This is a genomic window from Vibrio sp. RM-41-2B (assembly GCF_024744415.1).
Taxonomy (GTDB): Bacteria; Pseudomonadota; Gammaproteobacteria; order Enterobacterales; family Vibrionaceae; genus Vibrio; species Vibrio diabolicus.
Genome location: NZ_JAMQWD010000003.1, coordinates 1 through 24,929, shown reverse-complemented (window position 1 = coordinate 24,929; position 24,929 = coordinate 1). Strand labels below are relative to the sequence as shown.

At 42.4% G+C, this 24,929-nt stretch carries 26 protein-coding genes; 16 read left to right on the top strand and 10 right to left on the bottom strand.

Annotated elements, in window-relative coordinates; genetic code table 11:
- Positions 1-77 precede the first annotated feature (77 nt).
- Positions 78-1,241, top strand: coding sequence for a hypothetical protein (locus NB463_RS00185; protein WP_053808809.1), 1,164 nt, complete (start codon positions 78-80; stop codon positions 1,239-1,241).
- 89 nt (positions 1,242-1,330) lie between these two features.
- On the opposite strand, the gene nhaC is transcribed toward NB463_RS00185, so the two are convergent.
- Complete coding sequence (nhaC, locus tag NB463_RS00180) at positions 1,331-2,764, bottom strand: Na+/H+ antiporter NhaC (protein WP_005396525.1); 1,434 nt, start codon at positions 2,762-2,764, stop codon at positions 1,331-1,333.
- A gap of 430 nt (positions 2,765-3,194) precedes the next feature.
- On the opposite strand from nhaC, the gene asd reads away from it, so the two are divergent.
- Entirely contained in the window at positions 3,195-4,310 is a 1,116-nt protein-coding gene (gene asd, locus NB463_RS00175) for an aspartate-semialdehyde dehydrogenase (protein ID WP_005396526.1), read from the top strand.
- A gap of 55 nt (positions 4,311-4,365) precedes the next feature.
- Here asd and NB463_RS00170 read toward each other — a convergent pair whose 3' ends face one another.
- Both NB463_RS00170 and NB463_RS00165 read right to left on the bottom strand, forming a co-directional pair.
- On the bottom strand, positions 4,366-5,229 hold the full coding sequence (locus tag NB463_RS00170; RefSeq protein WP_258432450.1) for an ion transporter: 864 nt from the start codon (positions 5,227-5,229) through the stop codon (positions 4,366-4,368).
- 35 nt (positions 5,230-5,264) lie between these two features.
- The gene (locus NB463_RS00165; protein ID WP_258432449.1) at positions 5,265-5,903 is read right to left on the bottom strand and encodes a YchE family NAAT transporter; all 639 of its coding nucleotides are present in this window, start codon (positions 5,901-5,903) and stop codon (positions 5,265-5,267) included.
- Between the two features lie 650 nt (positions 5,904-6,553).
- Here NB463_RS00165 and adhE point away from each other — a divergent pair.
- A complete protein-coding gene (gene adhE / locus NB463_RS00160; protein ID WP_012841564.1) occupies positions 6,554-9,256 on the top strand; it encodes a bifunctional acetaldehyde-CoA/alcohol dehydrogenase in 2,703 nt (900 codons plus the stop codon).
- Between the two features lie 141 nt (positions 9,257-9,397).
- On the opposite strand, the gene NB463_RS00155 is transcribed toward adhE, so the two are convergent.
- From NB463_RS00155 to sodB, 3 genes are all read right to left on the bottom strand, one after another.
- A complete protein-coding gene (locus NB463_RS00155) occupies positions 9,398-10,081 on the bottom strand; it encodes an SDR family oxidoreductase (protein ID WP_012841565.1) in 684 nt (227 codons plus the stop codon).
- 191 nt (positions 10,082-10,272) lie between these two features.
- Positions 10,273-10,776, bottom strand: a complete 504-nt coding sequence (locus NB463_RS00150) for a VC2046/SO_2500 family protein (RefSeq protein ID WP_005396531.1) — start codon at positions 10,774-10,776, stop codon at positions 10,273-10,275.
- A 155-nt stretch (positions 10,777-10,931) separates the two neighbouring features.
- The gene (gene sodB, locus NB463_RS00145) at positions 10,932-11,516 is read right to left on the bottom strand and encodes a superoxide dismutase [Fe] (RefSeq protein WP_258432448.1); all 585 of its coding nucleotides are present in this window, start codon (positions 11,514-11,516) and stop codon (positions 10,932-10,934) included.
- A gap of 284 nt (positions 11,517-11,800) precedes the next feature.
- Between sodB and NB463_RS00140 the strand changes: the two genes are divergently transcribed.
- Positions 11,801-12,136 (top strand): Grx4 family monothiol glutaredoxin, encoded by a 336-nt coding sequence (locus tag NB463_RS00140; RefSeq protein ID WP_017635833.1) that lies wholly within the window; start codon positions 11,801-11,803, stop codon positions 12,134-12,136.
- A gap of 371 nt (positions 12,137-12,507) precedes the next feature.
- Here NB463_RS00140 and NB463_RS00135 read toward each other — a convergent pair whose 3' ends face one another.
- The gene (locus NB463_RS00135) at positions 12,508-13,515 is read right to left on the bottom strand and encodes an AbaSI family restriction endonuclease (protein ID WP_258515952.1); all 1,008 of its coding nucleotides are present in this window, start codon (positions 13,513-13,515) and stop codon (positions 12,508-12,510) included.
- Between the two features lie 124 nt (positions 13,516-13,639).
- On the opposite strand from NB463_RS00135, the gene NB463_RS00130 reads away from it, so the two are divergent.
- Positions 13,640-13,822 (top strand): DUF7279 family protein, encoded by a 183-nt coding sequence (locus tag NB463_RS00130; RefSeq protein WP_140052884.1) that lies wholly within the window; start codon positions 13,640-13,642, stop codon positions 13,820-13,822.
- Between the two features lie 10 nt (positions 13,823-13,832).
- On the opposite strand, the gene NB463_RS00125 is transcribed toward NB463_RS00130, so the two are convergent.
- A complete protein-coding gene (locus NB463_RS00125) occupies positions 13,833-14,855 on the bottom strand; it encodes a phage integrase (RefSeq protein ID WP_140099318.1) in 1,023 nt (340 codons plus the stop codon).
- A gap of 287 nt (positions 14,856-15,142) precedes the next feature.
- Here NB463_RS00125 and NB463_RS00120 point away from each other — a divergent pair, with 287 nt between their 5' ends.
- From NB463_RS00120 to NB463_RS00110, 3 genes are all read left to right on the top strand, one after another.
- A complete protein-coding gene (locus NB463_RS00120; RefSeq protein WP_258515951.1) occupies positions 15,143-16,060 on the top strand; it encodes a hypothetical protein in 918 nt (305 codons plus the stop codon).
- Between the two features lie 167 nt (positions 16,061-16,227).
- Positions 16,228-16,512 carry a hypothetical protein gene (locus tag NB463_RS00115; RefSeq protein WP_258515950.1) on the top strand — a complete coding sequence of 95 codons (285 nt, stop codon included), beginning with the start codon at positions 16,228-16,230 and terminating at the stop codon, positions 16,510-16,512.
- On the top strand, positions 16,502-18,568 hold the full coding sequence (locus NB463_RS00110; RefSeq protein WP_258515949.1) for a hypothetical protein: 2,067 nt from the start codon (positions 16,502-16,504) through the stop codon (positions 18,566-18,568). The genes NB463_RS00115 and NB463_RS00110 overlap by 11 nt, the downstream gene beginning before the upstream one ends.
- Positions 18,569-18,597: 29 nt before the next feature.
- Here NB463_RS00110 and NB463_RS00105 read toward each other — a convergent pair whose 3' ends face one another.
- Together NB463_RS00105 and NB463_RS00100 are read right to left on the bottom strand one after the other, a co-directional pair.
- Entirely contained in the window at positions 18,598-19,068 is a 471-nt protein-coding gene (locus NB463_RS00105; protein ID WP_258515948.1) for a DUF4760 domain-containing protein, read from the bottom strand.
- The gene (locus tag NB463_RS00100; protein WP_140099109.1) at positions 19,068-19,730 is read right to left on the bottom strand and encodes a helix-turn-helix domain-containing protein; all 663 of its coding nucleotides are present in this window, start codon (positions 19,728-19,730) and stop codon (positions 19,068-19,070) included. Before NB463_RS00100 ends, NB463_RS00105 begins: the two co-directional genes overlap by 1 nt.
- 153 nt (positions 19,731-19,883) lie before the next feature.
- On the opposite strand from NB463_RS00100, the gene NB463_RS00095 reads away from it, so the two are divergent.
- The 8 genes from NB463_RS00095 (at position 19,884) to NB463_RS00060 (ending at position 24,892) form a co-directional block, all read left to right on the top strand.
- Positions 19,884-20,096: a hypothetical protein gene (locus NB463_RS00095; protein WP_017821157.1), complete on the top strand. Its 213-nt coding sequence runs from the start codon at positions 19,884-19,886 to the stop codon at positions 20,094-20,096.
- A 110-nt stretch (positions 20,097-20,206) separates the two neighbouring features.
- On the top strand, positions 20,207-20,746 hold the full coding sequence (locus tag NB463_RS00090) for a phage regulatory CII family protein (RefSeq protein ID WP_104971994.1): 540 nt from the start codon (positions 20,207-20,209) through the stop codon (positions 20,744-20,746).
- 9 nt (positions 20,747-20,755) lie between these two features.
- Positions 20,756-21,091: a hypothetical protein gene (locus NB463_RS00085; protein ID WP_140099111.1), complete on the top strand. Its 336-nt coding sequence runs from the start codon at positions 20,756-20,758 to the stop codon at positions 21,089-21,091.
- A 63-nt stretch (positions 21,092-21,154) separates the two neighbouring features.
- On the top strand, positions 21,155-21,457 hold the full coding sequence (locus tag NB463_RS00080; RefSeq protein ID WP_140099114.1) for a hypothetical protein: 303 nt from the start codon (positions 21,155-21,157) through the stop codon (positions 21,455-21,457).
- A complete protein-coding gene (locus tag NB463_RS00075) occupies positions 21,439-21,666 on the top strand; it encodes a hypothetical protein (RefSeq protein ID WP_104974954.1) in 228 nt (75 codons plus the stop codon). Before NB463_RS00080 ends, NB463_RS00075 begins: the two co-directional genes overlap by 19 nt.
- Positions 21,663-21,902, top strand: a complete 240-nt coding sequence (locus NB463_RS00070; RefSeq protein WP_140099116.1) for a hypothetical protein — start codon at positions 21,663-21,665, stop codon at positions 21,900-21,902. Before NB463_RS00075 ends, NB463_RS00070 begins: the two co-directional genes overlap by 4 nt.
- The gene (locus NB463_RS00065; protein WP_140305229.1) at positions 21,889-23,976 is read left to right on the top strand and encodes a rolling circle replication-associated protein; all 2,088 of its coding nucleotides are present in this window, start codon (positions 21,889-21,891) and stop codon (positions 23,974-23,976) included. Before NB463_RS00070 ends, NB463_RS00065 begins: the two co-directional genes overlap by 14 nt.
- Positions 23,977-24,160: 184 nt before the next feature.
- On the top strand, positions 24,161-24,892 hold the full coding sequence (locus tag NB463_RS00060; RefSeq protein ID WP_086484683.1) for an AHH domain-containing protein: 732 nt from the start codon (positions 24,161-24,163) through the stop codon (positions 24,890-24,892).
- The last annotated feature ends 37 nt before the right edge of the window (positions 24,893-24,929 follow it).

The window sequence follows — 24,929 nt, the reverse complement described above, 5'->3', positions numbered from 1 at the left end:
TTGGGGTATTAAAGGCCCGAACTATATGACTTAGTTCGCTTTATTCCTGTTCCATACAATTTGTTAAAGGTACTTTCATGTCCGTTCGTCGATTGTCTTCAATGATGTTGATAGGGTTGGTTGTGATGCTTTCAGGGTGCTCCCTGTTAGAAGTGAAAATCGAGAGTCAAACCGTCCCTCTTACCAAACAAGAGCTTAATATGCGTCTCCTGACTCGTGAGTATGCGCAACAGTTTTTTGCTCAGGTAGAGCAAGCTGCTGATGCATTGCACGATCAATATGAGCCGCATGATAAAGTCCATCAATCTTATATTTTGCTTTGGAAGATAAATGCTGAAGAAGGTCTTCAAGCCGCAGCATACCAAGTCTCGCCAATGGCAGCACTGATTGATACTTGGACTTTTACGCTACAGATGGATCAATTCTTTACGACTGGCCCTGGTAATGAACTATTTGCGACAGATGAGGCAAAGTTAGTTTCTGCTCACTTAGCGAAAGAGGTGGATAAACTGGCTCAATCTCTGTTGAAACAAGAAGCGTACATCAAGACACAAGCGTTTGTTGCAGAGTTCGTTAAGCAACATCCATTCGCGGACTTAAGTATGATCAGGACGCCAGCTTACCGTGGGTGGTTAGATGCGAATCAAATTAGCGAGGAAGAGGCAGTGACTACGCTAGGTACAATGCCAGAAGCATTAGGGGATGTCTCGGATCGTCTAAGCCTTGTATCAGAACAGACCCCCAAAATTATGACTTGGAAGGCGCAGTTATTAGCATTAAATAGCTCTGCCAGCATCGAAAAAGTTAATGCTGCGCTAAATAGCCTACAAGTTACGGCTGATTCGATGAAGGACTTTATTGATAACAATCCAGAGTACATGCGCTATTTGGCAGAGCAAATGGCGGTAGAGTTACAACCTTTGGTTGACGATATTGACCAAAAAACGCAAGCGCGTTTATCTCAATTGGGTGAGGAGCGCCAAGCTTTAGAGCTGATGGTAGCCAGAGAGCGCCAAGAAATCGCGCAGATCATTACCCATGAGCGTGAGAAGTTTGCTCAAGATATGGACCGAGTCTCGCAGGAAGTGGTCAGTTTAGCTATGACCAAGCTGATTGAGCTCGTTAAAAGTACCATTATCTACTTCATCTTGTTCATTGCCGTTATATTCTTTGCACCACTTGGCTTGGGCTATTGGTTTGGTAAGCGTGCAGCAGTGAAAACGCAAGCCAAACAAAGTTAACGTTTGGTTGAGATATAAAAAAGAGCGCTCACGCGCTCTTTTTCTTTGTCTTTCACTCGGAAAGAGAGATTCTTCCTACCTATGCGAACTTAAGCGGTTTGCTGCTTCAGTTCGCCTTCTGCTTGTTCAACTGCTTCCGCCGTTGGTTCGCATTTATCAACAAACCAACCCATGTAGGAGCTGATGATGGTCACAATGATACATACAAAACTTAGCCACATGAACGGTGCATAAGATAGTGTCGCAACACCCAGAATACTTGCCATGTAGATACCATTGTCACTCCATGGAACCATACCTGAGGTTAATGTGCCGCCGAACTCTGCGTTACGAGACAAGTTCTTACGTTTGTAGCCTAGGCGATCGTAGTTCTTCGCACAGATTTTTGGTGTCAGGATAAGTGAAACGTACATCGCTGAACCAAATACGTTCCCCATAAAGGCTGTACCGATTGTACTTGTTGCCAGTGAACCTGCACTTTGAACGCGTTTTTCAAACAGCTTAGCGATAGTTTCTAACACACCCACTTTATCTAGTAGACCACCAAAACCAAGGCCGAATACGATAACTGCTACCGAGCCAAGCATTGAAGACATGCCGCCACGGTTAAGAATTGAGTCAATGAAATCTACGCCTGAAGAAATCGCAAACGGAGCCCAAGCGGTGTTGAACGCGGTTAGGAAGTCCACATCTTGAATCATTACTGCCCAAATAATACCGAGCAGAGAACCAAAACTGATCACTGGGAATGAAGGCATACGCATTGCTAGAAGTGACAATACGATGATCACAGGAACAAATGAGTAAGGCGTGATGTAGAATTGCTGCTCCATCGCTTTAATTACAGAGTCTACCTGGCTCATGTCAACTTGACCTGCGTAGTGGAAACCAAATGCAGTAAACATAATGCCTGTAATAATGTAGCTAATGAGTGCGATCGGCAGCATGCCTTTAATATGTTCCATTACTTCAACGTTAGACATAGATGAAGCAAGGATGACGGAATCCGATAGAGGCGACATTTTGTCACCAAAGTAACAACCTGAAAGCACCGCACCAGCTGTAATTGGTGCAGGAACGCCAAGGCCTTGGCCAATACCCATCATCGCAATACCAGCAGTACCAGCAGCGCCCCAAGAGGTGCCAGTCGCTAGCGCAGTCAATGAACAGATGATCATGGTTGCGAGCAAAAAGATAGAAGGGTGAATTGCTTTAAGGCCGTAGTAAATGATGGTTGGAACAATACCACCAGAGATCCACGTACCAACAAGCGCGCCAACGGCAAGAAGAATTAAGACGGCTCCAAGTCCATTGGAAATGCCATTTAGTGCAGCTTTTTCCAGATCTTTGTACTGATGACCAAGCTTAATGCCTAATATCATGATAATGAACCAACCGATGTACAGCGCTAGCTGGATCGGTAGGTCTAGCTTGGCAGTGAACGAAAATGCCAGCAGTAGAAATAAACCGAGCGAGATAAATACCTGTATCAAGCTTGGTAGGCGTGGTGTAACTTGCTTCATATGTGCCTCTGTCAATCTTGGAGCAATAGAGGAAGGCGCTCCTTGTTGTAATCGCGCATAACATACATTAACAAAAATTATATTTCGAATATTTGGTGTTTTATCTTGATGTTCGTCGGCAAAAACGTTTGCTTGTGAAATTAACTGTTAGTTTGTTTTGACTTTTTTGGTTTTAAATGTTGTGTAATGTGAAATTATTGTGCTTCATGTGTTATTTTATCACTGAGTGGTAAGACCAATTTGGAGTAACAGGGCTTTCCCTACTTGAAAAATGGCCGAAATCGCAAACCAAACACTAAAAAATCTCGTTTAACACGAATTTTCATAGGAAAAGGTTAAAAAATAGGCTTATTTACAAAATAGGGGTTGAGATTTTGATGCGAAAAATTAACTATGGGGTAGGTTTTTTAATACATGGAGAGTTAATACGATGAGAGTTGGTTTAGTTGGTTGGCGCGGTATGGTTGGTTCAGTCCTTATGCAGCGTATGGTTGAAGAGAAAGACTTCGACCTAATCGAACCAGTATTCTACAGTACTTCTCAAGTTGGTATTCCTGCTCCTAACTTAGGAAAAGACGCAGGCTTACTGCAAGACGCGTATGATATTGAAAGCTTAAAACAGCTTGATGCGGTAATTACATGTCAAGGTGGTAGCTACACAGAAAAAGTTTACCCAGCACTTCGTCAAGCCGGTTGGAAAGGCTACTGGATTGACGCAGCATCTACGTTACGTATGGCGGAAGATTCCATCATCACGCTTGATCCTGTGAACTTAAAGCAAATCCAACAAGGCATCCACGGTGGCACGAACACATTTGTTGGTGGTAACTGTACGGTTAGTTTAATGCTAATGGGTCTAGGTGGCTTATTCGAGAAAGGCCTTGTTGAGTGGACAAGCGCAATGACGTACCAAGCCGCTTCTGGTGCTGGCGCGCAAAACATGCGTGAACTGATCTCGCAAATGGGCGTTATCAATGACTCTGTAAGTTCCGAACTTGCAAACCCATCAAGCTCTATCCTAGATATTGATAAAAAAGTTGCAGACACAATGCGCAGCGGTTCTTTCCCTACCGATAAATTCGGTGTACCACTAGCTGGCTCGCTTATTCCGTGGATCGATGTGAAACGTGATAACGGTCAGAGTAAAGAAGAGTGGAAAGCGGGCGCAGAGGCAAACAAAATTTTGGGCTCACAAAGCTCGCCTGTGCCAATCGATGGTACTTGTGTCCGTATTGGTGCGATGCGCTGTCACTCTCAAGCACTCACTATCAAGCTTAAGCAAAATGTCCCAATGGATGAAATCGAAGAAATCATCGCCACTCATAATGACTGGGTTAAAGTGATTCCTAACGATCGTGATATTACCGCGCAAGAACTTACACCTGCAAAAGTAACAGGCACTATGTCCGTACCAGTAGGTCGTCTACGTAAGATGGCAATGGGTGATGACTTCCTAAATGCTTTCACTGTTGGTGACCAACTACTTTGGGGCGCAGCAGAACCATTGCGTCGTACGTTACGCATTATTCTTTCTGAGAAAGCATAATCACATCAATCTTTGTTTGATGACAAAATAAAAGAGCTCCCTAGGGAGCTCTTTTTTATGCTTCGTCTTCTCCACGAACAACGCGTTTGTCAGGATCGGCCAGTTCACTACCACAGTGTTTACAGTAAGTCGCATCAGAGTCGTGCCCGGCGTGAGAACAGTTAGGACACTTCACTAATACTTTGTGCGATTGCATTTCTTGGTGAAGCTCTGCTGTGAAAATACCAGTAGGGACCGCCAAAATTGAATAACCCAACAACATGGTGAGTGAGGCAAGTCCTTTTCCGAGATCTGTTTGAGGTACCAAGTCACCATATCCAACCGTTGTGATGGTCACAATAGCCCAATAAATACTTTTCGGAATGCTAGTAAATCCGTTTTCAGGCCCCTCAATGACAAAAATCAGTGACCCAAAGATCGTGACCATAATGGCGACAGAGCTAAAGAAGATAAAAATCTTTCTGCGCGCCATCAGTAGAGAGCGTAAGAGGATGTTGGACTCTTGAAGATAGCGGACCAACTTGAGTATGCGGAATATTCGCATGACTCGCAGTGCTCTTATTACACCCATAAAGGAGGCAGAAGGGAAAAACAGTGCTAAGTAAGTAGGTAAAATCGCGAGTAAATCAACGATGCCATAAAAGCTTTTCGCATAGGCGGCTGGTTTTGGAGAGCAATAAAGCCTGAGAAAATACTCAATAGTGAATAAACCGGTAAAAGTGTACTCCAAGTATTTCAGCTCTTTTGTCCATTCGGCGCGCACGGATGGTATTGAGTCTAAGACCAGTACGATTAGAGAACTGATAATCGCGATAATGAGTGCAATATCGAAGGTTCGACCAGCTTTGGTATGAGTACCAAAAATGGTGACATAAAGAGTATGTTTGAGAGAGTCAGTCGTCATGACAAAGCGATCCATTGTTGAATCGCTCTATCATACAATTTTATAGAAACTCAGGCTAATCCTGGAAATAAGTTACGTAAACCATTGGCGATAAACTCAATACCCAATGCGCCTAATATCAAACCCATGATACGGGTAATGACGTTGATACCAGTTTGGCCCAAAAATCGCACGATCAGTGGGGCAGAGCGGAACAACAGCCACGAGCATAGACAGAACAAGCCAATTGTAATGCTGATGCCTAACGTATCAAACATGCTTGGGTAGCGTGCACCGTAAACAATAGTAGAACTGATTGCGCCTGGTCCTGCCATTAGCGGCATCGCAAGAGGAACAACACCGATCTGCTCGCGACTCACGTATTCTGATTTTTCCTGTTTGTTTTGTTTATCTTCCCCCAGTTTACCGCTCATCATCGAGAACGCGATGCTAAGTAGCAGTAGCCCACCTGCAACACGAAACGAATCCAGAGAAATGCTGAACATATCTAATAGTAACTGGCCAGCAAAGAGCGAAATGATCAGAATGATAGCAACAGCCACGTTCGCTGTGGTTGCCGTATTGCGCTTTTCGTCTGGTGTCATATGTCCGGTTAGTGACACAAACACAGGCATGATACCAACAGGGTTTACTGCGGCGACCAAACCAAGAAAAAACTGCAAGAAGATAGCAAGTTCAAAAGTTTGCATGTTGCGTACTCATTAAAGTTCACATTAGTGAAAAGGCGAAGGGGTAATTTGGGCGTAATGTAAGGCAAAAGTTGGGTTGGAAGAAATGAAAAAAACTAACGCATTTCCTACTGTTTTAGTGAGAAAAACTAATTCTTTAATAAACTGTATCTAATCTGGAAAAGAATTGTTGCGTATAAAGTTGCTGTCAAAGTGTGCTGTTTTACATAAACGTTAACATTCGCACACTTTTGATAAAAACTAAGGTGGTTTGTAGAGAGATGTATTCGGTTCGATATACTCTCAGTAGCACAAGGAATTGGGCCTACATGTAATTTTGTTGGCTAAAAATGAAACTTTTTTACAGGTTGTTGTAGTTTCTTTTATTTATTTGTCTATTTGCTTCTTTTTTGTTCAATAAAAAGTGAAGGTTAATTTATTTGTTTATCAGTGAGTTATGTCGTTTTAGTGTGATGAGGCACCACTTTGGTGGTATTTAGGTCGTGAGAACTGATCCAAGTCAATTTTTTTCACACTCTGAAATATTATACTCAGTCCTGAAAGCAATTTACTAAGACGTTTGTTTTCTAAGTGACTGATAAACAGTAAAAACGATAAGTAATAGCCTTAGTAAAAAGTTTTTAATATTTGTTAATTTTAGGAGATTCCCTATGCCTGTAACTAATATGGCTGAACTAGATGCAATGATTGCTCGCGTTAAGAAAGCGCAAGAAGAGTTCGCTACTTACTCTCAAGAGCAAGTAGACAAAATCTTCCGTGCAGCATCGCTTGCAGCTAACCAAGCCCGTATCCCGCTAGCTCAACAAGCGGTTGAAGAATCTGGTATGGGTATTGTTGAAGATAAAGTAATCAAGAACCACTTCGCTTCTGAGTTTATCTACAACAAATACAAAGACGAACAAACGTGTGGCATCCTAGAAGAGGATGACAACCTAGGTACTATGACTATCGCTGAACCTGTAGGTATCATCTGCGGTATCGTACCAACGACTAACCCTACATCTACAGCGATCTTCAAATCTCTAATCTCTCTGAAGACTCGTAACGGTATCATCTTCTCACCACACCCACGTGCGAAAAACTCGACTAACGATGCAGCTAAACTTGTTCTAGATGCAGCAGTAGCAGCAGGTGCACCAAAAGACATCATCGGTTGGATCGACCAACCTTCAGTTGAGCTATCAAACGCTCTAATGAAACACGATGACATCGCGCTTATCCTTGCAACTGGTGGTCCAGGCATGGTTAAAGCAGCTTACTCTTCTGGTAAACCAGCAATCGGTGTAGGTGCAGGTAACGTTCCTGTTGTTATCGACGAAACTGCTGACATCAAACGTGCAGTAGCTTCTATCCTTATGTCTAAGACTTTCGACAACGGCGTAGTATGTGCTTCTGAGCAGGCTGCAATCGTCGTTGATGAAGTTTACGATGAAGTGAAAGAGCGTTTTGCTTCTCACAAAGCTTATGTACTAAGCAAAGCAGAAGCAGAAAAAGTTCGTAAAGTTCTTCTTATCGATGGCGCGCTAAACGCGAAAATCGTAGGTCAGCCAGCAGCGGCAATCGCTGAAATGGCAGGCGTTAAAGTTCCAGCAGACACGAAAGTCCTTGTTGGTGAAGGTCTAGGTAAAGTGTCTCACGATGACGCATTCGCTCACGAGAAACTATCTCCAACACTAGGTCTATTCCGTGCTGACAACTTCGAAGACGCGGTTGCTCAAGCGGTAACTATGGTTGAGATCGGTGGTATCGGCCACACATCTGGTCTTTACACTAACCAAGATACTAACGCTGACCGTATCCGTTACTTCGGTGACAAGATGAAGACAGCTCGTATCCTAATCAACATCCCGACTACTCACGGTGGTATCGGTGACTTGTACAACTTCAACGTTGCGCCTTCTCTAACTCTAGGTTGTGGTTCATGGGGTGGTAACTCTATCTCTGAGAACGTAGGTCCTAAACACCTAATCAACAAGAAAACTGTAGCGAAGCGAGCTGAAAACATGTTGTGGCATAAACTACCTAAGTCAATCTACTTCCGTCGTGGTAGCCTTCCAATTGCTCTAGGCGACCTAGAAGGTAAGAAACGCGCATTCTTAGTAACTGACCGTTTCCTATTCAACAACGGTTACGCAGATGACGTAGTAAGCCTACTTAAAGCTCAAGGCATGGAAGTTCAAACATTCTTCGATGTTGAAGCTGACCCAACGCTTTCTGTAGTAGAGAAAGGTGCGGCTCAAATGGCTAGCTACCAACCAGACGTTATCCTAGCGCTAGGTGGTGGTTCACCAATGGATGCTGCGAAGATCATGTGGGTAATGTACGAGCACCCAGAAACTCACTTCGAAGAACTAGCAATGCGCTTTATGGACATCCGTAAACGTATTTACAAGTTCCCTAAAATGGGTCAAAAAGCTGAGCTTGTATGTATCACTACAACTTCAGGTACTGGTTCAGAAGTTACACCATTTGCGGTTGTTACTGACGACAAGACTGGCGCTAAATACCCACTAGCTGACTACGAAATCACGCCAAACATGGCTATCGTTGATGCTAACCTAGTGATGAACATGCCTAAGTCTCTAACAGCATTTGGTGGTTACGATGCAGTAACTCACGCTCTAGAAGCTTACGTATCTGTTCTTGCGAACGAATACTCAGATGGTCAGGCTCTACAAGCACTTAAGATGCTAAAAGAATACTTACCTTCAAGCTACGCGAACGGCGCTAACGACCCAATCGCTCGTGAGAAAGTACACAACGCCGCAACTATCGCTGGTGTGGCATTTGCTAACGCATTCCTAGGTGTTTGTCACTCAATGGCGCACAAACTAGGTGCTGAGTTCCACATTCCACATGGCCTAGCAAACGCACTACTTATCTCTAACGTTGTACGTTACAACGCGAACGATAACCCAACTAAACAAACAGCGTTCTCTCAATACGACCGCCCACAAGCACGTCGTCGTTACGCTGAAGTTGCTGACCACTTAGGTCTAAGCCAAGCTGGTGACCGTACTGCTCAGAAAATTGAACGTCTACTAGCATGGTTGGATGAGCTAAAAGTGAACCTAGACATCCCAATGTCTATCCAAGCGGCAGGCGTAGCTGAAGCAGACTTTATCGCGAAACTTGATGAGCTAGCAGTTGAAGCGTTCGATGACCAATGTACTGGTGCGAACCCTCGCTACCCACTAATTAGCGAACTTAAAGATGTGTTAATGGCTTCTTACTACGGTAAAGCATTCGTTGAAGGTGAAACTTTCGAAGGTACAACAGTTATCAAGAAGAAAGCAGACCAAGAAGCAGCGAAAGCGGCGCCTAAAGCAAAGAAAGAAAAAGCTGACGCGTAATTAAGAGTCGTGTGAGTAAGGTTTTCGCTAGCACGAAACCTTAACCGGGAAAAAGTAAAGCCCCAGTCATTTGACTGGGGCTTTTTTTGTTGAAAGAGTTGAGTAATAGCGATCCCTTGACGCAACAAACACGTTGTCCATTCATACTTCTGTAGCAACCACTCTGCCACTAAAATACTCATTTGATACGATATATGCGGTATTGCGAACCAATTCATCTTGGATCTCGGCCCAGTGTCTTTCGTTAAGTTCTTCTCTTGTATGGTTTACCGAAGGAATGACGCCACCCACCCGAATATTAAATGGAGTGAGCTCTTTTGCCCAACTGTGAGTAAAACCTGATACCAAAGCAGCCATGCTTTCGACTCCCGTTAAATCTTCATGGCTGTCATGGGAAATGACGTTAACAATTACCCCTTTCTTATTTCTAGCGCGAAATCGTTCGGCTCCCACCTGGCCATAGGTGTAGAGGAAACGTGCTGCAGAAGACAAGTGATCAATGTAAGTACTCATAGGTTCGGGAGCCATCAAGCCAGGCATGGGAGAGCTCGTCCAGCAATTGACTATCACGTCTGGTGTCGCACGCAGCTGCGATTCTATCTGATCAAACAGTAAGTTAATGGACGTTGTGTTATCACTGCACACATTCATCGCATAGACTTTATCTGTGAAGGCACTAATCTGCTCATAGCTCGATTTTAGAGCGCTAGAGTTTTGGTCACAAAGAATCAACGTCGCTCCAAGGTGAGCAAAGTGACTAGCACAAGTCCTTCCTATAACAGAACCTGCAGACGTGACGAGAATAATTGATTCTTTAATATCCATAACACCTTCACTGTATCCCTGTGTGAAAAAAATACACCAGTGGTTTGTGCTATTAGCATGGTTGAAATTAGAAAGGCTCAGTGTGAAAGACTTCAAACTAACGCTTTTGGATGAGGACTATTGTGCGGTAATTTGTAAGGCGTCACATTTCTGACTGTGGATACTGCAAGCTGTTGGTTGAACAATGCTCTCTATACTTGCAGTTGAATTTGATACTGACGTTGAGCCGTCACTAGTTGATTGTATAGCCCTGCATCTGGGATAAGGTTTTTGTTGCGCTCGCCCAATTTGCGTCGCTCATGACCGGATAGGTTGTGATAAACGTCTTCAGGAAGGTTAAACGTATCTTCCGGCAAGTAGGTCAGGGCGTCTGGTTTCAAGTAGTGACTCAGTTTCGCTGAGGGTAGACCTGCACCGTGGAATTGTTTTGCTTGTTGTGCTGCTAGCTCATAGCTGCTGCTATCAGAACGAAGAGCTTGAGGCGTTGACAATTCAAGTTGTTGGCGGAGTATATCATCGCTAGTGGCTACTTCTTTGATTTCCTCTACAGGTACAACGTCGCGTACATCGTTAGAAAACATCGACAAAATCAGTGCAAAATCGGCACGACGTCCTTCGTGGACAGCATGGTTGATACCATTGCCGAACTGAAGTTCGTTAATAATTGCCGCTTTGTCTAAAGTATGAATTTGCATGATGTTCCTCGCTCGATGCCATTTTAACGGCGTGTCTGAGAAGAACTTTAGGAAAAAGAAGAGATTAAATTGGAGTTTTTAAGCGAAAAATAAAAAGCTCGCTGGTTCAGCGAGCTTTTAAAATAAGACTAAATTGAACTTAGGGGGAAGTAAAATTACTTCGCTAGGTTCTCAGCTACGAAGTCCCAGTTTACAAGTGCCCAGAAGCCGTTCATGTAATCAGGACGTACGTTGCGGTAATCGATGTAGTATGCGTGTTCCCACAGGTCAACAGTTAGAAGTGGTGTTGTACCTTCTTCTGTTAGAGGAGTAGCAGCGTTAGAAGTGTTAACGATCTCTAGAGAGCCGTCAGCTTTCTTAACAAGCCAAGTCCATGAAGAACCGAAGTTGTTGATTGCTGAATCAGTAAACTTCGCTTTGAATTCTTCGAAAGAACCGAATGCTGCGTTGATTGCGTCAGCAACTGCGCTAGTTGGCTCGCCGCCTGCGTTTGGAGCAAGACAGTGCCAGTAGAACGTGTGGTTCCAGATTTGCGCTGCGTTGTTGAATACGCCACCAGTAGAAGTCTTGATGATCTCTTCTAGAGTTTTGCCTTCGAACTCAGTGCCAGGGATAAGACCATTTAGCTTAACAACGTAAGTGTTGTGGTGCTTACCGTGGTGGTAGTCTAGAGTCTCTGCTGAGATGTGTGGTTCTAGTGCGTCTTTCGCGTAAGGAAGAGCTGGTAGTTCAAATGCCATTACTCGATTCTCCATTGATTTGAAAGGATGACCTTTCGATTGCTTCCAGTGTTTTTTATAGCTATGTAGCCTTTAAGGCTGACTTGCTAAGTATTTTAGCAAGTTTTTACTTTATTAAAACCCCGATATGAAAATATTTTAAGGGGTTAGCGGCTGTGAAGTGCTGAATTGTTCGCCATCAAGCAACCTAAAGTTAAGCCTTATTAATTATATGGTTTTTATTCTGTCGTTATTGAGTAGAATGTGGCAAATAAACAAAGTTCAAACCCATGAATGAGGAAGCGATGGAAACTATCGACAAAATCAAACAGCAGATCTCTGAAAACTCAATCCTGCTGTACATGAAAGGATCACCGAAACTGCCAAGCTGTGGTTTCTCTTCTCAAGCGTCACAGGCTCTAATGGCATGTGGTGAGAAGTTCGCTTACGTAGACATTCTGCAAAACCCAGATATCCGTGCTGAGCTACCAAAGTACGCACAATGGCCAACATTCCCTCAACTATGGGTTGAAGGCGAGCTTATCGGCGGTTGCGACATCATTCTAGAAATGTTCCAAAAAGGTGAACTTCAGCCTCTAATCAAAGAAGCTGCAGCGCGCGCTGAAGATCAAGCTGAGTAATTCGTAAATACTCACATTTAGCGATAGAATACGAAGGAGCCGTACTGGCTCCTTTTTCTTTTTAGGTTAGTGGAATGAACATAAAGCTTTATTATGTCTTACAACCCTCTAAAGCCTATCCAGTCCTTGCTATGCCTTGTTATATAAGAGATTAATAATCTACTTAATCTGACTAAGACTTATCAATAACGACAAAAACTGACCTCTGCCGCCACTTTGTCGCCATTAATATTAGCTGGTGAGATACGAAAGAATCGCTTGGTAAACCAAACAGAGCGCCTAGATAAGTCACTAATGAGAAACCCAATCTACATTAGATTTAGAGCTCATTCGTTGTTTGATACTTTCCTTTTTCTTAGCTCCAGATTCAATTATTTCATTTGTAGTTTGCCTGATTTAATCGCTTTCATAATAGCGATTGAATCGTCACGAGATGGGCCTGAACCCCATTTAGCCTCAGGTTCATAATCGATTTGGCTGTTGTCACTTGCCAATACTCTAACTTTCTCTTCTTCACTAACTCTATCGAAGATAATCTCTGTTTCCGTACTTTCATCAAGGTTCATACGAAAAGTTCCCACATATCTGTAAAGATTAAATCCCAACGAATCACGAGCTTTTGCAAAAACTATAGTTTTTCTACTGCCATCAGCGACTTCACGCTCTTTTTGTTTTTGTATAGATACTAGGGCCTCTTCATTATTGTTAAGCGCACGTTCTATGATTTTCTTCCCATCTGCGGTTAACTCGTTGTGCCATAGACCGTGCTCATAAAGTCTTGGAAACCAAACCATATCTTTTGAACCATCAGGAATTTGCCAAGCTCCTCGTTGATAGCCTTTTCCCTTGAAACCAAAGCATCGCAGTGCTTCAATTTGTTTCTGGAATACAATATTGCCTTTGATAGAAACGACACCTGACTCGATAACTGGTTTAGCAGAGTATCTGCGTTCAAAGTCCCACGGGCAGAATTCATTATTTGATATCTGTTCGTTTTTCAAAGCTAAAATTTTGTTAACAATAGAGTCTACGTCGGAACAAATTTCGTTGAGGGGACGGTCTTGTTTGTTGTTATCCGCTATTTTAATGCGAGTAATAGAATGCTCAGTTACTTGTATGATATCTAACTCTCGCTTCGAATCTGCGTCCCTCTGACCTTCATGAAAGCGTTCATCTATCTCTACATGGATGTTAAATTGGGGGAAATACAAATCCGTGAGAGCCCTAGTCCCATCAGGGAAGCGTACCAATTGCTGTGTAATAAATTCAATATCATCAGGTAAAGCGTGGATAATTCGTGTAACAATAAAAAATTCCCATTTCTTGTTACGAATCTTACTGATACTACGCAATATATATTCAGTTTTTGTTAGTTGCATACCTGCACCTTTCGTGTTGTTGAACTTAATCATTTACAAATACAAGCTACCACGTAATCATTTAATTGCATAAAGTGAAATTTTGATGAAATAAGCACAATATAAGGTGAGGTAGGGAAAAATCATGAGCCAGGCAGTTATCGAATACGATCCTTTGGTACCAACCGAGAAGCACCCAGAAGGTATATCTCTCTGGTGGTTAGCAATTAACATAGGTACAGATAAAGAGGCATACACTAGCTTTGTTTGTAAGCCTACCAAACGCCAAATTCGACAGTTTAAAAAGAAAAATGCCCAAGCTTTATGAACTTCTAGCCCTAAATCTTTAGTGAACTTAGAGGATTAAACCTCACAGCATCACTCAAATGGTTTGGTGAAAAGTGCGCGTAAATCATCGTGTGATCGATATGCTGATGGCCTAGGATTTCCTTCAATACAAGAATGTTGCCGCCATTAGTCATAAAGTGGCTCGCGAACGTATGACGTAAAACGTGAGTCGCTTGGCCTTCTGGTAAGTGGGGCAGGGCTTTAGTTAACCATTTGTACGCCACGCCGTAACCGCAAGTGAAAAGGCGGTCATTGGTTGGCTTATAGATTTGGTTATACAACTCTTCAGAAATCGGTACCGTTCTGTTTCGTTTGCCTTTGGTATTGTTGTAGGTAATGCGGTATTTCGTCAGGTTAGAACCCTTCAGATAAATTGCTTCCCTGATACGCGCACCAGTCGCCAGGCAAACCTTATATATCTTCGTTAGCTCATCACCAACCGGGCTTTGTTGAGCAACTTCAAACAAGTGTCGAATTTCCTGTTCGGTCAGGAACGCAAGTTCGGACTCTGGCTTTTTGATTGCCTCAATACCATCAACCGGATTAGGCAGTTTCCACTCTCCAAGCTTTATCAACTTATTGAACAACGCTTTGAGCAACCCAAAGTCCACATTATTCGAAGCAATGGAAAGCTCTTTGTGTTGCTGGCCACGACCTTTGTTAGAACGGCTAGAACGATAAGTGGCGAGTTGTTTAGCGTTAAGGTGTGAAGCGATAGGGTTGCCCAAGTCTGAAACCATGCTTTCTAAACGCAGGCGAGTATGATCACCGGACTTGAGATTCTTACCATGCAGTTTGAACCATAATTTGACTAAATCAGACATCCTACGATGATCGGGCTTATTTCCCAGCCACGGCTTATCATCCACCTCTTTCATTAAGTGCAGTTCAAATGCAGTAGCTTCACCTTTGGTCGCGAAGCGTTTACGGACTCGTTTACCAGAGCGGCCTTGCGGGTAACACTCACAAAGCCAAGGTTTCTTACTGCCGTCTTTGAGGTTTCGAATTGTCATAAATAATATTGAAAATAGAGCTGTATGTATATACAGTAATTGTATTGTTTGAAAAACTCAATGTTTAAGATGATGAAGGGCGAACATGGTTTATGGCAGTTGTTTGAGTAGTTTTCTTTCCATAACGATGAGTTTTTAGTGAGTTGTTTGTCAATTGTGAGTATTGGTTCTATTGGGTACCTTCTCAATTGTTTGTATTAGAACGGTATTAGACCTAGTAATGATTAACCGAGAAAGTATGAGTGGGTATGATGTGGTTTATTTATGTTTGATAGGCACGCAAATATATGTTCCACACTGCTATAGGCCCATTAGATGGGGATACTTGGGAAGGCTTTATTCAAGCGGTTTTCAAAAAAAAGTACGATAACTATCAGGAAATGGTGGCGTCTCCAGGAGATCTCGGTATCGAGGGGTTTGTGTTGCACGAGGGGATTTTGATTCAATGCTATTGCCCCGATGAAAACTACGATACTAAAACGCTGCATCAAAAGCAGATTGATAAAATAACAAGAGATATAAATAAACTAACCAAATATGAGAGCGAAATAGCTAAACGCCTTGGAGAATACAAAATGTCTCACTGGTGGTTTATCACTCCAAGAATTGCAAAGAACGATATTCATGCTCATGCTCGACTAAAGGCATCTGAGGTCAAGAGCGCGGGCTTGTCCTTCATTGCTAATGATTTTGAAATTTTAGTAAAAGATTTAGAAACGTATATTCAAGAGATAAGAGCAATACAAGTCCTTAATGGTACACAATTAAGTTTTAGTAGTGCTTCTGGGGCGGTGATAACTGAGCCCGAATTAAAAACAGAGTACGATGATAATATAAGTGACAAAAATGAAATTCGTAGCGTTGTCAAAGATATGTATAAGCCTTCGGTTCATGATCGTTTAAATGAACTGACTAAGAAAAATTATTTGAGTGGGTACGATATTTTGAGGCGTATTTTTACTGAGTCACCTGAGCTTTATGAGCGTATAGCTAAGTTAGTTAATAAATTTGAGGATGAAGTCGAAGAGTTGTCGCTCACTTGGGAAAGCACTCCTCAAAACCTGATTACAGGTGTTGAAGATAGGTTGATGGCTCGATTTAGTAAAGATCTATATATATCGTCAATCGAACATGAAGATTTGGTCTCAATAACCAAACATATGGTTGCTCGCTGGATTGCAGAGTGCCCAATGAGGATTGAATAATGAGTAAATTGGTGTTCTCACGGAAAAAGTCTGCGGTGATACCAGAGCTTCGGCCAATGTATAAGATTGGTAAGATACTACTTATCCTCAAATTGTGTTGTTCAGGGGGGAAAGCAAGCCTACTAAAATTGCATCTGTTCAACTGGGCGATGCTGGAGGAGAAGCGAATGAAAGCGTTACAACTCTCAGCAGAAAAAAAAGAAATGTTAATTGGTGTTTGGGGGATAGACCCTTCCCTAAATATGGCTTTAAGTTACGCTGTTTCCGAGGGACTTGTCGCTAGAACATCAAATGGATCATACCAATTGACAGAAAAAGCCGAGAGTTTTATCTCTGGCTCTGGACTATTGAAGCTTTTCGATACTGACACAGTAGAGCTGAAGTTGATAGCAAAAAAAATTACAGAAACAATGATTACCAAAGCGGCTAAAAGGTGGGCAGATGAAATTTAATCAATTGTTTGTCAAAGTCTCTGCCACAGACAATAAAGACTATGGCTACAAAATAGGATTTGGCTCCGGACTTAATATAATCCGAGGAGATAACTCTTCAGGCAAGAGTACTTTTGTGAACTCTCTAATCTATGCCTTAGGGATGGAAGAGATCATCGGCTTAAAAGGAAATATTTCTTTGCCGTATGCACTTAAAGATCGATTTGTTCTTGATAGTGAAGAAAAACGAGTAATTAGTTCGACAGTTTATCTGGAAATAGAGAATAAATTTGGACAAATAATCACTCTAAAAAGGGCAATTGTTTCTAAAGAGGTAGATACAAAACTAATTCAGGTGATAGAGGGGCCATATTTAACAAATCCTGAGCTTAGAAATTTACATAGTCAATATACGTTTTTGCATGACGCAGGTTCGGCACAAGATCAACGAAAAGGTTTTTATGCGTATTTGGAACGATTCCTAGGGTTAGAGCTTCCAACGTTGTCAGATAACAAAGGTCGAGAAACGAAATTGTATTTGCAGTCCGTTTTCGCTGCCCTACTGATAGAGCAAAAAGGAGGCTGGACGGATTATATTGCAAATATCCCATATTATGGTGTTAGTGGAATGAGAGAAAAAGTAGCTAGTTTTTTACTTGATCTCGATAGTTTCAGAAATGCTAAAAAGCTAAGTGAGCTACAGTCTAAACGCTCTGAGATCATGACGTTTTGGTCTGAGTTGGTAACAGAAATCAAAGTTACCGCAGAAGGTAAGTACTTATCTATCACAGGTGTTAGTAAGACACCCACATCTGAGTTTGACCCTAACCTCGTTTTGATTGGTGAGAACGTTGATGGCAATTTCATAACGATTGATACTTTGAAACAACAGCTATTTGATGAATTAGAACTGTTGAATAAAGGCCGAAAAGATAATTTAGACGATGAACCTGAAGGACTAGTTCAAGAAATTGAACGAGTACAAAATAGGATTGACGAGTTATTGCTCATGCAGGGAATGTGTGGGAAGCAGATTAAAATAAATGAATCTCAGCAACACCAATATATTGATAGTTTAAAAAGTATTGAGAAAGATTTAAAAGATAACAAGTTGACTGAAAAACTTGTCAAATTTGGAGCAAATGAAGCTGACTTGGATTTTGTAAAAGGTAAGTGCCACACTTGCCTAAATCCTATTGATGACATACTGATATCGCCTGACAGTGTAGCGATGCCTATGACCCTTCAAGAAAACATTACGCACTTAAACAACCAAAAGAAGATGACGCAATCACTGCTTGATGGGCTAGCAAAAAACATTGAGAGAGATAAAAATCAGTTGTTAGCCATAAACCGAGAAGTGGTCAAACTTAGAAAAGAGCTGGTTTCTTTGAAAAGAGATATAAAATCTACAGAAAGTGTTAAAGAAGCAGATGTAAGGCGCAGAGTTTATATCGAAAACCGCCAGCAAGAAGTTGTTCAAGTTGAAGAAAAAGTAATCAGCACTCTTGCGACGTTATCTGGATTGGCTATTAAGTATAAGAAGTTAAACGGAGATATTGAGTCATTGTCAAAATATTCAGTATCAAGAAAGGATATGAGTAAAATTAAATCATTTACGGAAGGTTTTAAATCACTAGCGAAAAAGTTTGGCTATCGAAGTGCTGACGTAGGCGAGATAGAGATTAAGTCAGAAACGCTACTGCCATACCTAAAAGATAAAGAATTAAGGGGGAGGGTTGAAAGAAATAATTCTACTGACATTAAAACAGATTCATCTGCGAGTGATTTTGTAAGATTAATATGGTCCTATTTGATCTCTTTATACAAGGCCTCGTCTACTCATAGTGGCAATCATCTCGGTGTACTTTTGTTTGATGAGCCTGCTCAGCATTCAATGAGTACTCAGAGTGTAAATGAGATGCTAAAGACCCTAGCTGATACGAGAGGGCTACAAAGCATAGTCGCGGCGTCTTTTGATGAAAATGAAGAGGCATATGCATCTTCAGTGACGGGATTGAGCCCAAATAGCTATAAATTAGTACGGCTACCTAGAAAAATTATTGCAGAATTATAATTATTCAAAGGCACCAATCTGGTGCCTTTTCATTTACGTATTTTCTCTAGCTTTGCATATAGAGATTTAAACTCACTGAACACTATTGGTGATTCTTCGTGCTCTAATAGAGCGATGAGTTGAGCGTAGGAAACGAAAGATTCAACAAGTAAGCTTCCTCCCAGTTTATTAATAACTTTAATATCATAAATACCTAAGTTGATTCCCATTGCTAACCGCTCAAATGCACTGAGGCCATTGATAATCTGCTCACGATTACTCGAACCTAGGTGTCTTTTTGCGATATCTTCTGTCCATGGTTCTTTATGTATTTTAGAGAGATTATTCACTGCTTCGGTTAGAGCGTTTTGCGAAGCTTCCCAGTAATCAAGAGTTTTAGTTTTTCTCTCTCTATTAGTACTTTTTACATATGTAGTAGCACTTACAATGAAAGTAACCACAGCTGTAACTGAAGCAATGATGGTTGCTATATCTGCGGGAGAGAGCGGTTTAGTAGACACTACTTTTTCTCCAACGCCACCGCTACGCGGCCAATCACTTTTATATCTTCTTCTGATACTTCAACCGTCGCGTTGCCAAACACGACTGCTAGTTTGTTTGGTAATCTTTGAATGTGGTTGATGGATAGACGCCCATTCATATCAATCAAATACTCGCCACTCACTGCATCGTTCTGTTTTTTATCTACCAAAAATCGGCCTTCGTTCGTTTCGATCTCAATGGTGTTGCTGGCTTCTAAATCCCAAGAGTTGAACATGCGTTGTGCGTATGGGATTTCTCCAGTTGGCAAAAGTTGACCGTTCGTGAGGCAGAAGCTCTTAATCGCTACGACGGCTAGCTGAGGGTTATGTAACTCTGGACTAGATGAAGTTACCTCTGCTTCAGGCGCTTTTTGATTGCCCCAAAAAGAATGGTGTAATTCGGCTTCAGGATAGTCGTTGGGAAGAATCAGCTCTTTAACCGGGATGCCCGTACGTAAATGAGTTCTTACAACCAGTTCGTGTGAGTTTCTGTTGTGTGAGTTCCAAGTACTAAAAGTGGTTTTAGGTACACCATATATCTGCGCCAGTTCTCCAAGAGAATTTACGCCATTGATTTCTTTTAGTTTGTCAGTGAATGCCTCGCCTTTGATGTAATCAAAAATAGCCAATTCTGCACTCATAATCGTTCACCATTATGTGATTGATTTCAATTTTGTACGAAAATACGTTGACCGTACGAAAAATCGGATCAATACTAAACTTGTTTTCGGATGTTACGCCGACCAAAGCAAGAGACAACCGAAGAAGATAGATATAAATACAAGGATATCACCATGTTAACGTACAAGATACCTCCACTAAGTCCATATGTGACTTACGAAGAATACTCTCGCCTTACTGGTTTACCTATGGGCACCATCAAACAATACGTGACTGAAGGTCGCGTCATCATCAAGCCAAAAGACAAACGCCGCGATAAGCCGCTGATTAACATGGTTGCTATGCACGAAATGGCGGCGCGTGAAGCCATTGCTGCGCTTGGGTAAGTAATGGGCTTTTCCTCTCTTATTCCAACTAAAACGCACTGCCCAATGTGGCTAAATGTGTTCGCGTTGGTTGTCATTCTCGTACCGCCTTTGATGTAAGAGTGTGGATCATGGACGCAAATATCGCTATGTGCGGATTCCGCGAACGCAAACAGCAATCTTTTAACGCTGCATGCTGCGACTTCGCTATCAATCATAATATGGAAAAGCTGGCTCCACGCATCGGCCTAACTGGGAGAATGCTGCGTAACAAGCTAAACCCAGAACAGCCTCACAAACTAGATCCAGTGGATTTGGCATTGCTGAGTAAAGAATCCGGCGATTACACCATTGTGAACACACTCTTTGCTGACCTTGGTGTCGTGACGGTTCAGTTACCTCAAGACGGGGAAGAGAAGAACCTTCTAGAGCGCACGTTACTTAACAACCAATATTCAGGTGAGCTGTCTAGCGATGCAATGCACATGTGCAGCGCAGACCGTTTACCTCGCAGTCAAAAGCGCAAAACCATTGCCAAGGTTCAAGCGGCCATCGGCAACTTGGTTTTGTTCGTCAACGATTTAGAAAACCGCACCACCGGCTTTCAGCCACTCATGCAAATGGGCACAGATTTCCTAGCCAACGGTGCGCCACTTCCAGGCTTAGCCTAAGGAGAACCAATGAGTCAGCTAGCTATTCAACAAGAACAACAAAAGCAAATACCCAACGCCAGCGAGAGCATTGCCGCTTGTAAAGCCTTGTTCAATGGTTCCGCTACACGCGGCAAGTTCAAAAAATTGTGGGACGCTATGCCACCACGTTTTCGCGGTATGGTTTTAGTCGCCGGTGATCTGAAAGCCTCGGAGCACGTGCGAGAGTTTGAAAGCTTCAATGATTTGGAACTTCAAAAAATCCGTAACGGCATGCAACAGATTAAAGAAATCGCGACGTTGTTCGATCGCAATCTTGGTGATGTTCGACGCCTCAAGCATTACCAACTCAGTAGTACGCATTAATTCTCCAAGCCTTTGCCCCTGTAACAGGGGGCTTTTTTTCGTCTTAGCGTAGGAGCATAAAAGATGAATCTAAATGAAGTTGCAAACAAACTCGCTATCCAAACAACCATCAATAGTCTGTTCGCTTTGGCGTTGGATAGCTCAGACGTCATCAGTATTCGTATCGAGTACTCATCAAAAATGAGCCTTCTCAACGTGATTGTGTTCGACGAAAACACAACGAATAACGCTCACAACGTTGTATTGATTGATAAAGAGCGTGCGCTAGAAGAACTACTAAATATTGAAGATTACCTGATTGAACGCATTGCTATTCGTCGCGATAAGAAAGAACTGGAGCCTGATTTATGCAATATGCCGCAATAATGCTTTGTCCAGCTGGCGGTGTTATCCGCCATGAAGACACTCAAGAAGTTGCCAATGTAATGGTTGGCGACTTCGACTCACTAGACCAAGCGATCGAACAAGCGTGTGTATCCCTCAGTTGCACTCATTTAACTAAAGGAGTTCTGAGTAAAGGCAATGGGAAAGGCGGCTTTATGTTGGTAACGACCCAAGAACTGGAGGCGGTATGAAAAATAAAAAGATTACTTCAGTTAGTGTCGGTGATGATGTCATTCAAATTTTGGAAGGACGAACAAAGACATATGAAAAGTGTGCTATTGCATATTTTGCCGGGCCGGAAGGATGGGGCATAACCATGACTATTCGACTCGAAGAGGTCGAAGGTTTTCTGAAGTCTCCTGATACACAGAGACTATTCGTTAAGTTTTCGAAAGAAAAATTAGGGATAGAGTATGAACCAGTCTGACCTTCTCTATATCGGCGGGGCAGTGATGCCCCTTGACCGAATCAAAAATAATGACGCCAGCTATAAAGCTGGTTTTTTAGGTTCCAAAATTTACTCAGACCAAGAACAAGCACTTCTAGATAGTGGAATGGTCAAAAAAATAGCGATATATGACCGCGTTCCCAATCGAAAGTCTAAGCGCGAGCGAGATCTTCAAGAGCGAACTGACTTCTATAAATCTGTAAATTACCTCTCGGAACACGACCGCGAAGCGGCGGCGAGAATCGCCGAAGAGTATAGGCTAGTCAAAGGGCGCAAAAGTCCGACAGAGAAATTTCGCCACAGAAAAGACAAGCAAATTAAGCAATTGATGAGCCTGAGCAAGTCTCTACGCCCTAAAAGTATCATCAGCAATGCCGACGCCAACTTTAGCCATGATGCTTTGTATGAAATGAACGAGCGCTCCAAACCTGCCATTCTCAATCAGAATGGAAAACGAGGACAAGGCGAACCTAAAAAGATTCCTATTTCAATGCAGCTAATGCACCGGTCTTGGAATGAAACTTATAAGTTTCAGGCGGTAACCGAAACGCCATCTAGTGCTGCGCCTTCGGAAAACAGTGGTGAGAGGTTCTCGGAAAAGCTGACGTCCCGTTCAGTTTCTAAAATCTTTGAGGCAGGGGCTTACACCGCAGCTTGCCATGGTGGTTTCTCTACTTTTCTCACTCTGACTTTCACCAAGGCACAACGAATGGCCATATTCGGTGGAATGTTGGATGGAAGTGAGTGTGTCAGCATGGGGTCGCATCATCCAATAATCTATAAGCGCAACATGGTGACAGTACATCCTAAGCGTGGTGAAAAGAAAGTTGACCAACCAATCACGGATATTGGTGGAGAATACTGGCTGTTTCCAACCTTAGATAGTAAGCGTGTTAAAGCTATGAACCAGGGCAGTGTCGTAGCCGGGCCGTATTGCGATCTTAAACAAAAGCCCAAGCAAGAGTTCTCGATGGAAAAAACCTTAGAGACAACAATAGGTAAAGAAGTTTCTCGTTTTCTTGATGGCGCAAAGAAAATGTATCAACGCGGCTGGGTTGCGGACCATACCATCCAAGTTGATAAAGATAGTGGACGAAAGTACTGCGACTTATCTCAGGAGAAAGTTGCTAAACATGTTCAGCCCGGCGATGTTGGCCCGACTGACTTGCCTGCTGATTTCCATTACATATGGGTAGCCGAGTGTCCAGCCAATGAAGATGGAGAGCCTAATCCGCACGTTCATATTTTGCTACGTTGGACTGTACCAGAGCATCTCTTTAGCCCTTGGGCTAAGCGACTTGAAAAAATATGGGGACATGGATTTGCGAAACTAGAGCGAATCAAAAAGCCAAAAGCCGCCGGTTCCTACATTATCAAGGCTGTTGGCTATGCTGCGAAAGGTGAAAATGCTGATCAAGGGCTAATCAAGGGAAATAGATACAATATAGCGAAGTGCTCAAGAGCTCCTGCCTGGGAAACTCTTGCTTCGTTTGAAGCTGGCAATATGACCGCAATAATTAAGGAGTTGGGCTACAAACTTGAGCAGTGGAAAAAGCCAATTAAGCGGCAAATCCGCAAGCTACGAAATGCCAAAGAGCAAACCATCAAGGCCAAAGCGATCGCCAAAAAGCAGCAGAAATCTGAGGAGTATCAGAACAAGCTTTATCAGAGAATCATCCGTTTGGAAAAGCAGGCCGAAAAGCTGAGTCAGAACTTACATAGCAGGGGAGTGCATGTGAATACGAGCAATCGCTTCTGCATTACGTTTGAAGGAGAACTGGCTAAGGATAAAGTAGACAAGTTTATGGTTTGGGCTGCTGGTGCAAGAGGGTGGTCATTGAATTGTAGAGATCTGGACCTGAGCGATATAAAACAAGACGCGAGCCACTTCTATCAATCTGAATATCAGCGATTTAAAGAGAATCAGTCCTATTGGCAATCACTATTACATGAACCTGTACCACATATGGAAGTTGATGAAAGTGAGCTTTCTTATTGGTATAGCATTACGGCAGATTATCTCGAAGGGCGGCTTTTTCCAATATTGACTTAGTCCGGTTTGTGTCGTCATAAGAACTTAAAGGTTAGAGTAGTGAACCGCTATTTCTTAAAGTTGATTTAAAGTGCTATTTCTTGCATAAAAATCTGAGCTGTAGGCCACATAAAGGCTATTGATTATTTGCTCGTCAGTTATGTGAATGTTATCCAACGGCTTTGTTTGTTCGAGGGATACGAGTATGAAGCATAATTTGAGTATAGTTGGACGAAAAACGAATCGTCCTAGTAATCCAACTGCAGCTGAGTTGGCCTTAGATCGTTTTGATGCGTTAGTCGACGATTTCTATAGCAAGTATCGTGTGGCTCCACCTGCGGGTGAAACTGAACAGCAAAGAGCAAAACGATTGCAGTTTGAAGCACAAGACTTGAGGTTTTTGAAAAAAATGAGGATTGAACTCATTGCTCATGCTCGAGTTGAAGATATGCAATCTAAGTTGCAATCATACTCCGCAGAAAACTTAAAAAAAAATGCGAAAGAGTTGTTCGTTGAAAAGCATCATCCGACGACGAAACTAGCTAATAACCTAACCGCTGCAGGAGAGCCTAAACCAACTAAAAACCATGAGCCTCACCATATCATTCCTGGCTCGGGAAGGTTTAGAAAAGCAGAAATGAGAGCCGCAAGATTAAATTTGCACATGCATAAAATTGGCATTAATGCGCCCGTAAATGGTGTTTGGTTAACAAATTATGCAAAACATACGGACTTTAACTGGGAAGCACCTAAGTCTCCGGCTCACCGTTCGATCCATACATTTAATTATGAAACTTGGATTAGTTCCAAATTTTCGAAGGGTATTCCGAGTAAACAGCACTTTGAGGCTAACTTACTTCGGGTCAAAATGGAGTTAAAGAGTGGCACCTACCCTAAAGAGGTCTTGGAAGCTAAGAATGAAGTTTGGAAAGGATGATGACGGTTTATAAAATTACAGATGATTTAACTAAGTT

Bases quoted from the DNA above. Each gene is read 5' to 3' on its own strand.
- NB463_RS00185 (WP_053808809.1), top strand. From the start codon at position 78: ATGTCCGTTCGTCGATTGTCTTCAATGATGTTGATAGGGTTGGTTGTG.
- nhaC (WP_005396525.1), bottom strand. From the start codon at position 2,764: ATGAAGCAAGTTACACCACGCCTACCAAGCTTGATACAGGTATTTATC.
- asd (WP_005396526.1), top strand. From the start codon at position 3,195: ATGAGAGTTGGTTTAGTTGGTTGGCGCGGTATGGTTGGTTCAGTCCTT.
- NB463_RS00170 (WP_258432450.1), bottom strand. From the start codon at position 5,229: ATGGATCGCTTTGTCATGACGACTGACTCTCTCAAACATACTCTTTAT.
- NB463_RS00165 (WP_258432449.1), bottom strand. From the start codon at position 5,903: ATGCAAACTTTTGAACTTGCTATCTTCTTGCAGTTTTTTCTTGGTTTG.
- adhE (WP_012841564.1), top strand. From the start codon at position 6,554: ATGCCTGTAACTAATATGGCTGAACTAGATGCAATGATTGCTCGCGTT.
- NB463_RS00155 (WP_012841565.1), bottom strand. From the start codon at position 10,081: ATGGATATTAAAGAATCAATTATTCTCGTCACGTCTGCAGGTTCTGTT.
- NB463_RS00150 (WP_005396531.1), bottom strand. From the start codon at position 10,776: ATGCAAATTCATACTTTAGACAAAGCGGCAATTATTAACGAACTTCAG.
- sodB (WP_258432448.1), bottom strand. From the start codon at position 11,516: ATGGCATTTGAACTACCAGCTCTTCCTTACGCGAAAGACGCACTAGAA.
- NB463_RS00140 (WP_017635833.1), top strand. From the start codon at position 11,801: ATGGAAACTATCGACAAAATCAAACAGCAGATCTCTGAAAACTCAATC.
- NB463_RS00135 (WP_258515952.1), bottom strand. From the start codon at position 13,515: ATGCAACTAACAAAAACTGAATATATATTGCGTAGTATCAGTAAGATT.
- NB463_RS00130 (WP_140052884.1), top strand. From the start codon at position 13,640: ATGAGCCAGGCAGTTATCGAATACGATCCTTTGGTACCAACCGAGAAG.
- NB463_RS00125 (WP_140099318.1), bottom strand. From the start codon at position 14,855: ATGACAATTCGAAACCTCAAAGACGGCAGTAAGAAACCTTGGCTTTGT.
- NB463_RS00120 (WP_258515951.1), top strand. From the start codon at position 15,143: ATGTTCCACACTGCTATAGGCCCATTAGATGGGGATACTTGGGAAGGC.
- NB463_RS00115 (WP_258515950.1), top strand. From the start codon at position 16,228: ATGAAAGCGTTACAACTCTCAGCAGAAAAAAAAGAAATGTTAATTGGT.
- NB463_RS00110 (WP_258515949.1), top strand. From the start codon at position 16,502: ATGAAATTTAATCAATTGTTTGTCAAAGTCTCTGCCACAGACAATAAA.
- NB463_RS00100 (WP_140099109.1), bottom strand. From the start codon at position 19,730: ATGAGTGCAGAATTGGCTATTTTTGATTACATCAAAGGCGAGGCATTC.
- NB463_RS00095 (WP_017821157.1), top strand. From the start codon at position 19,884: ATGTTAACGTACAAGATACCTCCACTAAGTCCATATGTGACTTACGAA.
- NB463_RS00090 (WP_104971994.1), top strand. From the start codon at position 20,207: ATGGACGCAAATATCGCTATGTGCGGATTCCGCGAACGCAAACAGCAA.
- NB463_RS00085 (WP_140099111.1), top strand. From the start codon at position 20,756: ATGAGTCAGCTAGCTATTCAACAAGAACAACAAAAGCAAATACCCAAC.
- NB463_RS00080 (WP_140099114.1), top strand. From the start codon at position 21,155: ATGAATCTAAATGAAGTTGCAAACAAACTCGCTATCCAAACAACCATC.
- NB463_RS00075 (WP_104974954.1), top strand. From the start codon at position 21,439: ATGCAATATGCCGCAATAATGCTTTGTCCAGCTGGCGGTGTTATCCGC.
- NB463_RS00070 (WP_140099116.1), top strand. From the start codon at position 21,663: ATGAAAAATAAAAAGATTACTTCAGTTAGTGTCGGTGATGATGTCATT.
- NB463_RS00065 (WP_140305229.1), top strand. From the start codon at position 21,889: ATGAACCAGTCTGACCTTCTCTATATCGGCGGGGCAGTGATGCCCCTT.
- NB463_RS00060 (WP_086484683.1), top strand. From the start codon at position 24,161: ATGAAGCATAATTTGAGTATAGTTGGACGAAAAACGAATCGTCCTAGT.